Origin of the sequence: Actinosynnema sp. NPDC059335, assembly GCF_042752395.1 — a bacterium.
In the GTDB taxonomy this organism is placed as follows: domain Bacteria; phylum Actinomycetota; class Actinomycetes; order Mycobacteriales; family Pseudonocardiaceae; genus Actinosynnema.
On record NZ_JBHYXZ010000016.1, the window covers coordinates 71,791 to 86,826 of the forward strand.

General features: G+C 73.7%; 15 protein-coding genes. 10 read left to right on the plus strand and 5 right to left on the minus strand.

Features of this window, described 5'->3' with window-relative positions; translation table 11 throughout:
• Window positions 1-6 precede the first annotated feature (6 nt).
• The 3 genes from ACFXGA_RS07985 to rocD all read right to left on the minus strand — a co-directional run bounded on the left by ACFXGA_RS07985 (window position 7) and on the right by rocD (window position 3,523).
• Window positions 7-741 (minus strand): histidine phosphatase family protein, encoded by a 735-nt coding sequence (locus ACFXGA_RS07985; protein WP_378085372.1) that lies wholly within the window; start codon window positions 739-741, stop codon window positions 7-9.
• Between the two features lie 103 nt (window positions 742-844).
• Window positions 845-2,218, minus strand: a complete 1,374-nt coding sequence (locus tag ACFXGA_RS07990) for a DUF2252 domain-containing protein (protein WP_378085374.1) — start codon at window positions 2,216-2,218, stop codon at window positions 845-847.
• 63 nt (window positions 2,219-2,281) lie between these two features.
• Window positions 2,282-3,523: an ornithine--oxo-acid transaminase gene (gene rocD, locus ACFXGA_RS07995; RefSeq protein WP_378085376.1), complete on the minus strand. Its 1,242-nt coding sequence runs from the start codon at window positions 3,521-3,523 to the stop codon at window positions 2,282-2,284.
• A gap of 141 nt (window positions 3,524-3,664) precedes the next feature.
• On the opposite strand from rocD, the gene ACFXGA_RS08000 reads away from it, so the two are divergent.
• The 6 genes from ACFXGA_RS08000 to ACFXGA_RS08025 all read left to right on the plus strand — a co-directional run bounded on the left by ACFXGA_RS08000 (window position 3,665) and on the right by ACFXGA_RS08025 (window position 9,056).
• Window positions 3,665-4,534: a PPK2 family polyphosphate kinase gene (locus ACFXGA_RS08000; RefSeq protein ID WP_378085378.1), complete on the plus strand. Its 870-nt coding sequence runs from the start codon at window positions 3,665-3,667 to the stop codon at window positions 4,532-4,534.
• Between the two features lie 143 nt (window positions 4,535-4,677).
• Window positions 4,678-5,766 (plus strand): lactonase family protein, encoded by a 1,089-nt coding sequence (locus tag ACFXGA_RS08005; protein ID WP_378085381.1) that lies wholly within the window; start codon window positions 4,678-4,680, stop codon window positions 5,764-5,766.
• A gap of 56 nt (window positions 5,767-5,822) precedes the next feature.
• Window positions 5,823-6,575: an SGNH/GDSL hydrolase family protein gene (locus ACFXGA_RS08010; RefSeq protein ID WP_378085383.1), complete on the plus strand. Its 753-nt coding sequence runs from the start codon at window positions 5,823-5,825 to the stop codon at window positions 6,573-6,575.
• 109 nt (window positions 6,576-6,684) lie between these two features.
• Entirely contained in the window at window positions 6,685-7,479 is a 795-nt protein-coding gene (locus ACFXGA_RS08015; RefSeq protein WP_378085385.1) for a HipA family kinase, read from the plus strand.
• Complete coding sequence (locus ACFXGA_RS08020) at window positions 7,463-7,852, plus strand: DUF3037 domain-containing protein (protein WP_378085387.1); 390 nt, start codon at window positions 7,463-7,465, stop codon at window positions 7,850-7,852. The genes ACFXGA_RS08015 and ACFXGA_RS08020 overlap by 17 nt, the downstream gene beginning before the upstream one ends.
• 73 nt (window positions 7,853-7,925) lie before the next feature.
• Window positions 7,926-9,056 carry an LCP family protein gene (locus ACFXGA_RS08025; protein WP_378085389.1) on the plus strand — a complete coding sequence of 377 codons (1,131 nt, stop codon included), beginning with the start codon at window positions 7,926-7,928 and terminating at the stop codon, window positions 9,054-9,056.
• Between the two features lie 443 nt (window positions 9,057-9,499).
• Here the strand turns inward: ACFXGA_RS08025 and ACFXGA_RS08030 are convergent, their stop codons facing one another.
• On the minus strand, window positions 9,500-10,057 hold the full coding sequence (locus ACFXGA_RS08030) for an MFS transporter (protein WP_378085391.1): 558 nt from the start codon (window positions 10,055-10,057) through the stop codon (window positions 9,500-9,502).
• 72 nt (window positions 10,058-10,129) lie between these two features.
• On the opposite strand from ACFXGA_RS08030, the gene ACFXGA_RS08035 reads away from it, so the two are divergent.
• Window positions 10,130-10,645, plus strand: coding sequence for a TetR/AcrR family transcriptional regulator C-terminal domain-containing protein (locus ACFXGA_RS08035; RefSeq protein ID WP_378085393.1), 516 nt, complete (start codon window positions 10,130-10,132; stop codon window positions 10,643-10,645).
• Window positions 10,646-10,651: 6 nt separating this feature from the next.
• On the opposite strand, the gene ACFXGA_RS08040 is transcribed toward ACFXGA_RS08035, so the two are convergent.
• The gene (locus tag ACFXGA_RS08040) at window positions 10,652-10,810 is read right to left on the minus strand and encodes a hypothetical protein (protein WP_378085395.1); all 159 of its coding nucleotides are present in this window, start codon (window positions 10,808-10,810) and stop codon (window positions 10,652-10,654) included.
• A gap of 195 nt (window positions 10,811-11,005) precedes the next feature.
• Here ACFXGA_RS08040 and ACFXGA_RS08045 point away from each other — a divergent pair, with 195 nt between their 5' ends.
• From ACFXGA_RS08045 to ACFXGA_RS08055, 3 genes are read left to right on the plus strand one after another with little or no spacing between them, the layout of a single operon-like run.
• On the plus strand, window positions 11,006-11,773 hold the full coding sequence (locus ACFXGA_RS08045) for a 3-hydroxybutyrate dehydrogenase (RefSeq protein WP_378085397.1): 768 nt from the start codon (window positions 11,006-11,008) through the stop codon (window positions 11,771-11,773).
• Window positions 11,774-11,812: 39 nt separating this feature from the next.
• Window positions 11,813-13,150 (plus strand): MFS transporter, encoded by a 1,338-nt coding sequence (locus tag ACFXGA_RS08050; protein ID WP_378085399.1) that lies wholly within the window; start codon window positions 11,813-11,815, stop codon window positions 13,148-13,150.
• A 4-nt stretch (window positions 13,151-13,154) separates the two neighbouring features.
• A complete protein-coding gene (locus ACFXGA_RS08055; protein WP_378085401.1) occupies window positions 13,155-15,005 on the plus strand; it encodes a helix-turn-helix domain-containing protein in 1,851 nt (616 codons plus the stop codon).
• Window positions 15,006-15,036: the final 31 nt, after the last annotated feature.

Here is a 15,036-nt window from a genome sequence, read left to right on the forward strand (position 1 = left end):
GGCCGGCTACCGGCCGCTCGGCTCCGGTGTCCTGGTGGCCGCGTCGCGGGGCCGTGTCGGCTCGACGCCCTGCTCGAGCAGGTGGGCCGTCTCGCACTCGCGCTCCAGCACCCACGCGCCGTCCTCGCGCCGCCACGACGTGAGCGAGGCGTTGGGCACCGCCGAGTTGCGCGCGAACGCCGCCAGGTCCGGCTCCGGCAGGGCCTCCAGCAGGTAGCGCAGCAGGTGGACCTGCAGCTCGTGCCCGAACAGCAGCACCCGGCGGCCGTCGAGGTCGCGCAGCAGCGACCGCAGCCGCAACGCCACGTCCGCCCACGACTCGCCGCCCGGCGGCCGGTAGTAGAACTTGCCCAGCCGCCGCTCCCGCTCCCGCTCCTCGGGGTGTCGCCGCGCCACGCCGTGCGTGGTCAGCAGGTCCAGCACGCCCAGCTCCCGGTCCCGCAGCCGCTCGTCCACCCGCGCCCGGGGGTGCGTGCCCAGCGCCAGCCGCGCGGTGTCGATCGCCCTCTTGTACGGGGAGCACACCACCAGGTCCGGCCACTGCTCGCGGGGCAGCGCCGCGAACCACCGGCCGAGCGCGCGGCCCTGCCGCAGCCCCTCGCCCGACAGCGGCACGTCCGCGTCGCGCCGCGCCAGGTCGATGACGTCGTGGCCGGCCGACTCCGCGGCCTCCCGCGCCACGTTCCCGGTGCTCTCCCCGTGCCTGATCAGCCCGATCCAGTCCAGCCCAACGGAGTCCACCCGAACCAACTTAGCCCTCCGCCGCCGCCCCGGCACCGCCTGGTGTTCACCCGGACGCGGTACAACCACCCCGCGGACGCCCACGACCCGGTGGCGGGACGGGTCATTCGCGCTCGGCGGGCAGCCGGCCCGACCCGACCGCGGCGACCAGCTCCTCGTGGTCGGCGCACGTGCGGTCGGCGTAGTCCAGCGCGTAGCGGGCGATCGCGGAGTCCAGCTCCTCGCCGCCCGCGCAGTACCCGGCCAGCAGCCTCGGGTCCAGCGACCGGCTGTGCGCGCGGGCCAGCAGCGCGCCCGCGAGCCGGCCGTAGTCGTCCAGGGCGTCCCGCTTCAGCGTGGTCGCGTCGATCTCACCCTTGCGGTTGCGGAACTGCCGGACGATGTAGTGCCGCCGGTCGATCGTGGTCCAGCCGAGCAGGATGTCGGTCTCCGCCTGCACCAGCCGCGCGCCGTGCACGATCCGCTTGCCCTCGTGCTTGACCGGGCCCGTGCCCAGGAACGGCGCCAACGCCGACGGCCGCGCCTCCTTCACCTGCAGCACCAGCGCCTCGTCGCCGTTGCCGTGCAGCAGCACGAGGTAGTTGCGCAGGCCCACGCTGCCCGTGCCGACCACGCGGAACGCCACGTCCGACACGCTGTAGCGCATGATCAGGTTGTACCGCGACTCGCGCAACGTGTCCACATAGGACGGCAGTGCGGCGACGACCGACCGCGCCTCCTCCGCGGGGATCCGGGACAGCACGGGCGGGTCCGGCACGAACCGGATGTGCTCGCCCTCGCGGCGCGTCCACTTCGCCGCGACCCGGGCGCTGGTGTTGCGGCGCGCCTTGGCCGCGGCCCTGGCGAAGTCGTCCGACAGGTCGTCCGCCTTGGCCTTGGACAGCACCGACTCGTCGCCGAGCGCGCTCCACGAGTCCAGGAACGGCATCTCCGCCAGCCGCCGGGCCGCGCCGCGGTAGGCGCGCACCGCGTCGGACGCCGCGTCGCGGCAGCCCTTGTCCGACACGCCGCCCTCCCGGCCGGCCAGCACCAGCGACGTCGCCAGCCGCTTGAGGTCCCACTCCCACGGTCCGGGCAGGGTCTCGTCGAAGTCGTTGACGTCCATGACGATCCGCCCCTCGGGCGTGCCGTAGAGGCCGAAGTTCGCGGCGTGCGCGTCGCCGCAGAGCTGCGCCTGGAGCCCGCTGCGCGCCCCGACCGCCAGGTCGCCCGCCATCAGGCCGGCGCTGCCGCGGAAGAACGCGAACGGCGAGGCGAGCATCCGGCCGACCCGCAACGGCACCAGGCCGGGCAGCCGGCCCTCGTTCGAGGCGTGCACGAACTCGACCACGGACGGCCGGTCCGGCGCGAGCGCCAGCTCCCGGTGCGCCTCGTGGCCGACCGCGGCCCGCAGGTCCCGACCGCGCGCCACGACCTCCCCGGGCTCGACCCACCGTCCCAGCGCGACGGCCGCCTCGGCCCGCTTGCGTTCACCCATGCGGGTAAGGATGCCTGCCGGACCCCGCCGGATACGTGTCCCGCCACACGTCTGTGACCTGCGTTAACGGTCCGTGGTCAGCACCTCGCCGAGCGCGTCGATGCCGTGGTCCAGCTCCTCCCGCGTGATCACCAGCGGGGGAGCGACGCGCAGCGTCGTGTCGTGCGTCTCCTTGCACAGCACGCCCAGCGCCGCCAGCGCCTCCGACGCCGCGCGCCCGCGCGGACCGCCCGGCGCGATCTCCACGCCGGCCCACAGCCCGCGCCCGCGCACCTCGGCCACCCCGCGCCCCACCAGCTCGCCCAGCCGCGCGTGCAGGTGCGCGCCCAGCTCGCGGGACCGCTGCTGGAACTCGCCGGTCGCCAGCAGCCGCACCACGGCCCGGCCGACCGCGCACGCCAGCGGGTTGCCGCCGAACGTCGACCCGTGCTCGCCGGGCCGCAGCACGCCCAGCACCGCGCGGCTGCCCACCACCGCCGACACCGGCACGATCCCGCCGCCCAACGCCTTGCCCAGCGTGTAGAGGTCGGCCCGCACGCCCTCGTGGTCCAGCGCCAGCAGCTCGCCGGTGCGGCCCAGGCCCGACTGGATCTCGTCCGCGATCAGCAGCACGCCGTGCTCGTCGCACAGCGCCCGCACCCCGGCCAGGTAGCCCGCCGGCGGCACGACCACGCCCGCCTCGCCCTGGATCGGCTCCAGCAGCACGGCCGCCGTCCGCTCGGTGATCGCCGCGCGCACCGCGTCCAGCGACCCGTACTCCACGACCGTGAACCCCGGCGTGAACGGCCCGAAGTCGGCCCGCGCGGCGTCGTCGGTGGAGAACGACACGATCGTGGTGGTGCGGCCGTGGAAGTTCGACCCGGCGACCACGATCTCCGCCGCGCCGTCCGGCACGCCCTTCACCCGGTACGCCCACTTGCGGGCGACCTTGATCGCCGACTCGACCGCCTCCGCGCCGGAGTTCATCGCGAGCACCATCTCGGTGCCGGTCAGCTCCGCCAGCTCGCGGCAGAACGGGCCGAACTGGTCGTGGTGGAACGCGCGGCTGGTCAGCGTGAGCCGGCCGAGCTGCCCGACCGCGGCGGCCACCAGGTCCGGGTGGCGGTGCCCGAAGTTCAGCGACGAGTAGCCGGACAGGAAGTCGAGGTACCGGCGGCCCTCGACGTCGGTCACCCACGCGCCCTCGCCGTGCGACAGCACGACCGGCAGCGGGTGGTAGTTGTGCGTGCTCCATTCGTCGTCGAGCGCGATGAACTGATCGGACGTCGGGGCGTGCCCGGCGGGGAACGAAGCGAGGGCGGTCATGTCACCAGGCTAAGGGGCTCCTGCCGGCGATTTCATCCGTCAGGCATTGCGTGTCCGGCATGTTCGTTGCGCAATCGGGCGGTTTCGCGGCGATCCGTTGTGGCGGCGCCATGGTCCCGGGCGGGGCGTTACCCTCCGACGATGGCCGAGAAGTCCCCGCGGGTCCAGTCGGTGTCGGACGCCTTTCGGGTGGACCCCGAGTCCTTCGACCTCGCCGGGGTCGACCCGGCCGCGACGCCGGTCGGGCCGCGCTCGAAGGCCGCGGCGGCGCGGGACCTGGCGGTGGTCGGCGAGGAGCTGGACCGCCTCCAGGAGGCGTTGTACGCGGAGGGCGTGGGCGGCGGCACGCGGCGGGTGCTGCTCGTGCTCCAGGGCATGGACACCTCCGGCAAGGGCGGCACGATCCGGCACGTCGCGGGCCTGGTCAACCCGCAGGGCCTGCGCATCGCCTCGTTCAAGAAGCCCACCCGGGCCGAGCTGCGGCACGACTTCCTGTGGCGGATCCGCCGCCAGGTGCCCCCGCCCGGCCACATCGGCGTGTTCGACCGCTCGCACTACGAGGACGTGCTGGTCGCGCGGGTGGACAACCTCGTGCCGGCGACCGAGTGGCAGCGGCGGTACCGGCGGATCAACGCGTTCGAGCGGGAGCTGGCCGACGAGGGCGTGACGATCGTCAAGTGCTTCCTGCACATCTCCCCGGAGCGGCAGCGCGACCGGCTCATCGCCCGCCTGGAGGACCCGCTCAAGCGCTGGAAGTACAACCCCGCCGACCTGGGCGCGCGGGGCAAGTTCTCCCGCTACCAGGTCGCCTACCGGGACGCCCTGGTGAAGTGCTCGACCCCGGCCGCGCCCTGGTTCGCCGTGCCCTCGGACCGCAAGTGGTACCGCAACTGGGTGGTGGCGAGGCTGCTGCTGGAGGCGCTGCGCGGCCTCGCGCCCGCCTACCCGCAACCCTCGTACGATCCGGCGGTCGAGTTGGCACGGCTCCGCGACGCCGACCCGTTGCGCTAGACGCAATTAACGTTGCGCCTCTTGCTTGACCGCCGTGGTCCAGGCCACTGTGGGACCGCCGCGGGCGGGTCGAGCGGAGGTTCGGTGTGGTTGTGGACAGGCGGCGGTTCCTGGGAGCCGTTGGCGTGGGAACGGGGATGCTGATGACCGAGGGTGTCGGCCGGGCGGACGGGCCCGGAGCCGAGGACGACCGCGACCGGGCGGAGGTCCGCGCCTACCTGGGCACCTACACGTCCTGGCCGGGCGGTGGCACGGGCCTCGGGCTCGCCGCCTACGACCCGGCCACGGGCGCGCTGCGCGTCACCGGCGTCGTGCCGGACGTGCCGAACCCGTCGTTCGTGATCGACGCCGGGCGGCGGGTCTACACCGTCAACGAACAGGCCGACGGCGAGGTGACCGCGCTGGCCGTCGGCCCCGACGGCGTGCCGAAGGTCATCGGCAGCCGGAGCACCGGCGGCGCGGACCCGTGCCACCTGGCGCTGCACCGCGGGTTCCTGCTGTCGGCCAACTACGGCTCCGGCAGCGTGGCCGTGCACCCCGTGCTGCCCGACGGCGGCCTCGGCGACCGCACGGACCTGGTCGCGCACCGCGGCGCGGGCCCCGACCCGGACCGGCAGGAGGGCCCGCACGCGCACCAGGTGCTGCCCGACCCGACCGGCGCGTTCGTGCTGGCCGTCGACCTCGGCACGGACTCCGTGCACACCTACCGGCTCACCGACGCGGGCCGGCTCACCCCGGCGGGCGTCGCCCGCCTGCACCCCGGCGCGGGCCCCCGTCACCTCGCGTTCCACCCGTCCGGGAAGCACGCCTACATCGCCAACGAACTGGACTCCACGATCGTGGTCGCGACCTACGACCGGGGCGTCCTCACCCCCGGCCCCAAGGTGTCCACCCTGCCGCCCGGCGCGCCGACCACGCCCCGCAACCACCCGGCCGAGATCCTCCTGTCCCGCGACGGCCGGTTCGCCTACCTGTCCAACCGGGGCCACGACAGCGTGGCCGTGTTCGCCGTCGAGCGCGGCGGCGCGGCGTTGCGCCTGGTCGAGACCACCCCCGTGGGCGGGAAGTTCCCCCGGCACCTCGCGCTCGCGCCGGACGGCCGGTTCCTGCTCGCGGCCAACCAGAACTCCGACTCCGTCACCACGTTCGCGGTCGACCGGACCACCGGGAAGCTGCGGCGCACGAGCACGTCCGCCGCGCCCGTCCCGGTGTGCGTCGCCCTGACGAGGTAACACCCGACGGGCTGACTTTCGGCCGCCGGGACCGTCCACAGTGGTACGACGACCGCATGAAGATGATCGCGATCGCGTTGCTGATGGCCCTGGCCCCGGCCCCGGTCGCGCCGGAGCTCGTCGCGTTGGGTGACTCCTACGCGGCGGGCCTCGGCGCGGGCGACGAGTCCTCCGACGAGTGCCGGCGCAGCCCGCACGCCTACCCCGTGCTGTGGGCGGAACGGCACGACGCGTCGCTGGTGTTCGCCGCCTGCTCCGGTGCCGTCACCACCGACGTCGTCCGCCAGGCCGAGCGCATCACGCCCGCCACCACCCTGGTCACCATCACGGTGGGCGGCAACGACGCCGGGTTCGGCGAGGTGATGACCAAGTGCACCCTGAGCACCGACGACGAGTGCGTGCGCCGGGTCGACCAGGCCGAGGGCTTCATCCGCGGCGAGCTGCCCGGCCGCCTGGACGCGGTGTACGGCGCGGTGCGCGAACGCACCTCGGCCGACGTCGTCGTGCTCGGCTACCCGCGGATCTTCTCCTTCGAGACGCTGTGCCTGATGACCAGCGCCAAGCGGAAGGCGATCAACCGGGCCGCCGACGTGATGTCCGAGGTGATCGCCGACCGAGCGAAGGCCGCCGGCTTCGAGTACGGCGACGTCCGCGGCGTGTTCGAAGGCCACGGCGTGTGCGCCCAACGCCCGTGGATCAACGGCGTCGTCCTGTCCGCCACCGACCGCTCCTACCACCCGAACCGCGACGGCCAGGAATCCGGCTACCTCCGCACCCTGGACAGCGCCACCAACACCCAAGCCACCTGACCCACCCTGGCCAGGCACCTCACTGACTCCGACCGCTTCGCGCACGGCTCCCGCCCCGCGAGGCCAGGCGACCTCGCCGCCGTCTGCGGAGCAGCGGCAAAATGACGCGGTGAGTTCACCCACCGGGCTGCGCCAGGTCGCGGCCACCCGCTACGTCACGCCCTTCCGGGAGGGCGGCTCCCTACCCGGGCTCGTCGAGGCCGACGACCTCGGCATGTACGTGCTCAAGTTCCGCGGCGCGGGCCAGGGCGTGAAGGCGCTGATCGCCGAGATCGTGGTCGGCGAACTGGCCCGCCGCCTCGGCTTCCGCGTGCCCGAGATCGTGCTGGTCGAGCTGGACCCGGAGCTGGGCCGGGCCGAGCCCGACCAGGAGGTGCAGGAGCTGCTCAAGGCCAGCGGCGGGCTCAACCTGGGCCTCGACTACCTGCCCGGCTCGTTCGACTACAACCCGGTCGTGCACGAGCCGTCCGCCGAGACCGCGACCCGGCTGCTGTGGCTGGACGCGCTCACGCTGAACGTCGACCGGAGCTGGCGCAACCCGAACACGCTGCTGTGGCACCGCGAGCTGTGGCTGATCGACCACGGCGCCTCCCTGTACTTCCACCACTCCTGGCGGCCGGAGCGGTTCCCGGCGGCGACCTACCGGTTCGACGCGGCCGACCACCTGATGCTGCCGTTCGCGGGCGACCTCGCCGAGGTCGACGCCGAGCTGTCCGCCCGCGTCACGCCCGAACTGGTGCGCGAGGTGCTGGCGCTGGTGCCGGACCCGTGGCTGGCGCAGGACGAGGCGTTCGCCACACCCGAGGCCGTGCGCGAGGCGTACGAGTCGTTCTTCACCGCCCGCCTGGCCGCGCCGCGGGCCTGGGTCGACGCTCTGGAGGCCGCCCGTGCCGCACGTGTTTGAGTACGCGCTGCTGCGCGCCGTGCCGCGGCAGGAACGCGGCGAGTTCGTCAACGTCGGGGTGCTCGTCTACTGCAAGGACCTGGACTTCCTCGGCGCCCGCGTGCACGTGGACGAGCGCCGCGTGCTGGCCCTGGACCCGTTCCTGGACGTCGAGGTGCTGCGCGCCCACCTGGAGCACCTGGGGCTGTCGTGCGACGGCGCGCCCAAGGCCGGTCCGGTGTCCCGCACGTCGGCCGGGCAGCGGTTCCGCTGGCTCACCGCGCCGCGCAGCACGATCATCCAGACCTCGCCCGCGCACACCGGTCTCACCGACGACCCGCGGGCCGAGCTGGACCGCCTGCTCGCCGCACTCGTGCTGCCGCCCGACCACTAAGGTGGCAACCTCTCGCCGCGCCCCGCGTCCTTGGGTGTGCGAGCAGTGACCGACACACGGACGGGGTCGCGTGATGAACGCCGGATACCAGCGAGGCGGGTATCAGCAGGGCGGGTACCAGCAGGGCAGGCCGCGGGCCGGGCAACCGAGGCAGGGCGCGCCGCAGCCGTACCGGCAGGACGGCTACCCGCGGGGCGGACGCCCCCAACCGACCGCCGCCTACGCGCAGGCCGGTCCACGGACGGCCAGGCGCCGCAGGCCCCGGGTCGGGCGGGTCATCGGGGTCGTCCTGGTGCTGCTGCTGGCGCTCGGCGTCGGCCTGTGGTTCTACGTCGACGGGTCGCTGCGGCGGATCGACGCGCTGGCCGACTACGAGGGCCGGCCCGCCGACACCCCGGGCACCAACTGGCTGCTCGTCGGGTCCGACGCGCGCGACGACCTGACCGAGGAGCAGAAGCAGGACCTGTCCACCGGCGACGCGGGCGGTCGGCGCACGGACACCATCATGCTGCTGCACATCCCGGAGGGCTCCGGGAAGTCCACTTTGGTCAGCGTCCCGCGCGACTCCTACGTGGACATCCCCGGCAACGGCAAGAACAAGATCAACGCGGCGTTCGCGTTCGGCGGGCCGTCGTTGCTCGTGCAGACGGTCGAAGGGGCCACCGGCATCCACATCGACCACTACATGGAGATCGGCTTCGGCGGGTTCGCCGGGATCGTGGACGCGGTCGGCGGCGTGGACATGTGCATCGAGGAGCCGATGCAGGACCCGTTGGCGGGCCTGGACCTCCAGCCGGGCTGCCAGGAGCTGGACGGCGCGCAGGCACTGGGCTTCGTCCGCACCAGGGCGTTCGCCACGGCGGACCTCCAGCGGGTCGAGAACCAGCGCAAGTTCCTGGCCGCGCTGACGGACAAGGCGACGAGCTTCGGCACCCTGGCCAACCCGTTCCGCGCCTTCCCGCTGCTGTTCGCGGGCACGGACTCGATCTCGGTCGCGTCCGACGACCACCTGCACCACCTGGCGGGCATGGCGTTCGCCATGGGCGGGGGAGTGGACACGGTGACCGTGCCGGTCGGCGGCACGCCCACCGTGCCGGGCGCGGGTTCGGTCGTGCAGTGGGACCGGGAGAACGCGCTGCGCCTGTTCGGCGCGCTGGAGAAGGACGAACCGGTGCCGGCCGACCTCCTGCCGGCCCCGAAGTAGCACTTGAAGCGTGACGCGACGGGCCGCCGGGGATATCCTCGGCGGCCCGTCGTCGTCACGGCATCGCGGTGGCCCTTGGTCCACTATCGGGTGATCTTCCGTGCGCGACCAAAGAAGACACTGTTATTATTGCCGTGAAACGTCGGGAGAAACAACGAGGCCCGCGACCGACCCACCGCGTGCCCCCGCCGCCTGACACACCGACCGCCGACACACCCGCCAGTCGCCAGACACCCCAGACACCCCCGTCTACGGTCTGCGCGCCGCAGCCGGCGCGCACCCGTTCGCAGCGAACCGCCCGCAGCCAACGGTGCGCGACCTACCGCCTCCGGCCCGCGTGCCACGGCCGCCCCGCGAGCCACGGCCCGCACCGCATCCCACGCCCGCACCGCGTGCCGCATCCCACGCCCGCACCGCGTGCCGCGTGCCGCGGTCGTCCGTCGTCACGCGCTCTTGGCGACCGGGATGTCGGGAACCCCGAGCCGGCGCACCGCGCGCGGCACGACGATCGCGCCCGCGAGGATCATCGCGGCCGCCGCCAGGCACGCCACCCACCAGTTCGCCCCGTCGTACAGCGCACCCGCCGCCAGGCTGCCGATCAGCGCCCCGACCAGGCACGCCGCCTCGTACACGCCCATCCCGCGACCGACCTGCCCGTCCGACGCCTCCGCGATCACCGCCTGCTGCACCGGCATCACCGCCGCCCACGCCAACCCGGACAACACCCACAACCCCGCGATCACGTACGGGTTCGGGGCCCACGCCAGGCCGATCGCGAACCCGGCGCTCGCCACCGACGCGGCGGTGAGCACCACCCGCCTGCCGAACCGCAGCACGTACCGGTGCAGGTACTCGGCGGCGGCGCTCATCGCGATCGCGCCGGGCAGGAACACGTACGCCACCTCGTCCAGCTCCAGCCCGAACCCGCGTTGCAAGTGCAGGAGCAGCAACAACCCCACCGCCGCCTCGGCGGCCATGGTCATCACCACGGCGAACAACATCGACCGCAATCGTTTGCCCCACGATCGGCGGCGCGGACGTGGCGACCGCGGACACGATCGGCGGTGCGACGGATGCGGGGGTGGTCGGCGGCGCGGGCGCGGCGGCGGCCGGGCTCGGCGCGGTACGAGGGCGACGACCCGCTGCCGGGCGACTGGCGGGCCAAGCTGGAGGCGTGGGCCCGCAACGACCACGACGGCTACCGCAGGCACCCGTGGGTGCTCCAGCTCGTCGCGGACGCGGCCGCGCCCGGGCCGAACCTGCTGCGGTGGATGGACTCGGCGCTGCGGGTGCTGGACGGCACCGGGCTGACCGAGGCGGAGAAGATGGCGGTCGTCGAGTCGGTCGACGCGTACGTGCGCGGGCAGGCCAAGCTGGCCGTGGACACCGCCGAGCCGAGCCCCGGGGAGGTGCGCGAGCGCAACGCGCTGCTCGGCGAGCTGGTGGACTTCGAGTCCTACCCGGCGTTGGCGGCGACCGTGCGGGCGGGGGTCGCGCCGTACTCGGCGGACCGGTTCGAGTTCGGCCTGCGCCTGCTGCTGGACGGCGTCGAGGCCCTCATCGCCGCGCGGAGGGCCCCGACGCCGTGACGGCGGTCAGCCCTGGTCCGGCTCGACGTCGGGGGTCGGCCCGTCGGCCCGCGGCGCGTCGCCGCCCTCGGCCGTGCCCGTCGCGACGGCCTCGGCGGCCTCGCTGACGAGGAGGATGCCCTCGAACTCGCGCAGCAGGTCGTCGTAGATCGGTGTGAGTGACACTTGGTAACCCCCAAAACGTCGTTCATCCCCCGAACGGGCCAAAGCAGCGTACCCATGACCCTACGGCAACTGCACCCGGTATTGGGTTATCCGATCATTACCCGGCTCACTGTCGGCTAAACACATGCCTCGACCCGAGGTTGTGGTCCTGTCTCACATGGGCGGTGCACCGCAGGTCACCTAGCGTTTCCGGCCATGACGAGTGTCCCTGGTCACAGCGACGACCTGGCCGGCCGCACCGCCCTGGTCACCGGCGCCGGCAGCGGCATCGGACGGGCGTGCGCCGCCGCGCTGGCCCGCGCCGGAGCGCGGGTCCACCTGCTCGACCGCGACGAGACCACCGTCACCGCCGCCGCCGACGCGATCGGCGGCACCCCGCACGTGGTGGACCTCGCCGCCGACGACCCGGACCGCGACGTGCCCGCCGAGATCGACATCCTGGTCAACAACGCCGGCCTCCAGCACGTCGCCCCGGTGCACGAGTTCCCGCCGGACCGGTTCGCGCTGCTGCAACGCGTCATGGTGACCGCGCCCTTCCTGCTGGCCCGCCGCGTGCTGCCGCACATGTACCGGCGCGGCTGGGGCCGGGTGGTCAACATCTCCAGCGTGCACGGCACCCGGGCCAGCGCGTTCAAGTCCGCCTACGTCGCCGCCAAGCACGGCCTGGAGGGGCTGAGCAAGGTCGTCGCGCTGGAGGGCGCGCCGCACGGCGTGACCAGCAACTGCGTCAGCCCCGGCTACGTGCGCACCCCGCTGGTCGAGCACCAGGTCGCCGACCAGGCCCGCGCGCACGGCATCGGGCCCGACCGGGTGCTCGCCGACGTGATGCTCACCCGCCACGCCATCAAGCAGCTCATCGAGCCGGAGGAGGTGGCCTCCGTCGTGCTGTGGCTGTGCGGCGCGCACTCCGGTCACGTCACCGGCTCGTCGTTCACGATCGACGGCGGCTGGACCGCCCAGTAGCCCCTCGTTCCCCCATCCCCCAACGAAGTGGTGACCGACATGACGAAAGCCGCCCCTCCGCAGCCGAAACCGTCCTTCGCCAAGGTCGTCGTGGCCAGCCTGATCGGAACCACGATCGAGTGGTACGACTTCTTCCTGTACGGGTCCGCCGCCGCGCTGGTGTTCAACAAGCTGTTCTTCCCCACGGCGGACCCGCTCACCGGCACCCTGCTCGCGTTCACCACGTACGCGATCGGCTTCCTGGCCCGCCCGCTCGGCGGCCTGGTGTTCGGCCACTTCGGCGACAAGCTCGGCCGCAAGAAGCTGCTCGTGCTGAGCCTGCTGCTGATGGGCGGCGCGACGTTCGCGATGGGCCTGCTGCCCACGTACGCGGCGATCGGCGTGGCCGCGCCGCTGCTGCTGACGCTGCTGCGGCTGGTCCAGGGCTTCGCGCTGGGCGGCGAGTGGGGCGGCGCGGTGCTCATCGTGTCCGAGCACGGCAGCGCGGAGCGGCGCGGGTTCTGGGCGTCCTGGCCGCAGGCGGGCGTGCCGATGGGCAACCTGCTGGCGACCGCCGTGCTGGCGGTGCTGGCCGCGGTGCAGAGCGACGAGGCGTTCCTGTCGTGGGGCTGGCGGGTGCCGTTCCTGCTGTCCGGCGTGCTCGTCCTGATCGGGCTGTGGATCCGGCTCAGCGTGTCCGAGTCGCCGGTGTTCCTGGAGGCCCAGGCGAAGATCGAGGCCGGCAGGCTGGAGGAGAAGCCGCCGATCGTGGCGGTCGTGCGCGACCACTGGCGCGAGGTGCTGATCGCGATGGGCGCGCGCATGGCGGAGAACGTGTCGTACTACGTGATCACCGCGTTCATCCTGGTCTACATCACGTCGGAACTCGGCATGGCGCGGTCGGCGGGGTTGAACGCGGTGCTGATCGCGTCGTTCGTGCACCTGGTGACGATCCCGCTGTGGGGCGCGCTGTCGGACCGGATCGGCCGGCGCACCACGTACCTGATCGGCACGGTCGGCATCGGCCTGTGGATGTTCGCGTTCTTCGCGCTGCTCGACACGAAGTCGTTCTTCCCGATGACGGTGGCGGTGACGATCGGGCTCGTGCTGCACGGCGCGATGTACGGGCCGCAGGCGGCGTTCTTCTCCGAGCTGTTCGGCACGAAGGTGCGCTACTCGGGCGCGTCCATCGGCTACCAGCTCGCGTCGATCGCGGCGGGCGCGGTGGCGCCGCTCATCGCGACCGCGCTGCTCCAGGCGTACGACAGCACGCTCCCGGTCGTGTTCTACGTGCTCGCGATGTGCGTGCTGACGGTGATCGCGGTGGTGGCGGCGAAGGAGACGAAGGGCAGCTCGCTGAACCGCGCCGACGCCGGCCGGCCGTCGGTGCGAGCATGAGGGGATGAGCGAGGCGGACGCGGTGGAGCACCTGCTGGAGCTGCTCGACCTGCTCGCGGCGGACGCGGGCAGCGAGCGGCTGGCGGCGGTGCTCCCCGCGGCCCGCGCGGCGGGCCTGCCCGACCACGAGCTGGACCGCGTCGCGCGGGCCACCGAGTGGGCGCTGCGGATCCGCCGCACGCTCACCGCGCACCGCCGCCGCGAAGCCGAGCTGGAGGCGTTGTTCGACACCGCGAACGACCTGGCCGGCGTGCGCGACCCGGACGCGGTGCTGCGGTCCATCGTGCGGCGCGCCCGGCTGCTGCTCGGCGCGGACATCGCCTACCTGAGCATGAACGACCCCGGTGAGCGCGGCACGTACATGAGGGTCACCGACGGCTCGATCTCCGCGCTGTTCCAACAGGTCCGGCTCGGCATGGGCGAGGGCCTGGGCGGGCTGGTGGCGCAGACCGCGCGGCCGTACGTGACCGCCGACTACTTCGCCGACGACCGGTTCAACCACACCGGCCCCATCGACGCCGCGGTGCGCGACGAAGGGCTGGTGGCGATCCTGGGCGTGCCGCTCAAGCTGGACCGCCGGGTCATCGGCGTGCTCTACGCGGCCAACCGGTCGCCGCGCCAGTTCCCGCCCGACGAGGTGGCGCTGCTGTCGTCGCTGGCCGACCACGCCGCGATCGCGCTGGACACCGCGCACCTGCTGGAGGAGACGCGGGCGGCGGGGGAGACGATCCGCGCCCACAACGAGGCCATGCGCCGCGCCGAGGAGGCGCACGACCGGCTCACCGACCTGGTGCTGCGCGGCGCGGACGTGCCCGAGGTGGCCGCCGCCGTGGCCAAGGTGCTCGACGGCGGGATCGTGGTGCACGACAGCGACGGCGCGGAGCTGGCCCGCATCGGCACGACCCGCGCCCTCGCTCCCCGCACGGCGGTCAACGCGTCCCGGGCGAGCGGCCGCGCCGTCCCGCAGGACGGCACGTGGGTGTGCGCCGTGCTGGCGGGCCGCGAGCTGCTGGGCAGCATCACCCTCACCGACCGCCCGGACCTCGGCGACGCCGACCGCAGGCTGTTCGAGCGGGCGGGCGTGGTGACGGCCCTGCTGCTCCTGCTGCGCCGCACGGTGGCCGAGGCGGAGAACAAGGTGCGCGGCGAGCTGATCACCGACCTGCTGACGTCCGCGGTGGACTCGGTCGCGCTGCGCGCCCGCGCCCGCCGGGTCGGCGTCGAGCTGGCCGCCGACCACGTGGTGCTGGTCGCGGACGGCCCCCGCGACCGGCTCCTGGCCGCCGCCGCGCACCACGCCTCGACGTGCCGCGGCCTGGCGGGCGTCCACGGCGAGCACGTGGTGCTCGTGCTGCCCGGCGTGGACCCGGCGGCCGCGGCGCGGGACGCGGCGAGGGTGCTCGGCAAGGCGGTCGGCCTGCCCGTGACGGTCGGGTCGGGCGGCCCGGCCCACGGACCGGAGGCGGTGGCCGCCGCGCACGCCGAGGCCGTGCGATGCCTGCGGGCGCTGGTCCAGCTCGGCCGCGAGGGCACCGGCGGCACGCTCGCCGACCTCGGTTTCGTCGGCGTGCTGCTGGGCGACCGCACGGACATCGCGGGCTACGTGCGCGCCACCCTCGGGCCGCTGCTCGACTACGACGCCGGCCGGGGCACCGAGCTGGTCCGCACGGTCACCGCGTACTTCGCGTGCGGCGCGAACCTCAGCCGCGCCAAGGACGAGCTGCACGTGCACGTGAACACGGTGGTGCAGCGGCTGGACCGGGTGGCGAGCCTGCTGGGCGAGGACTGGCTGTCGCCGGAACGGGTGCTGGAGGTCCAGCTCGCGCTCAGGCTGATGAAGGTGATGGGCGAGTAGGCGACCCCGCCGCCCGACGCGCCCCCAGTGC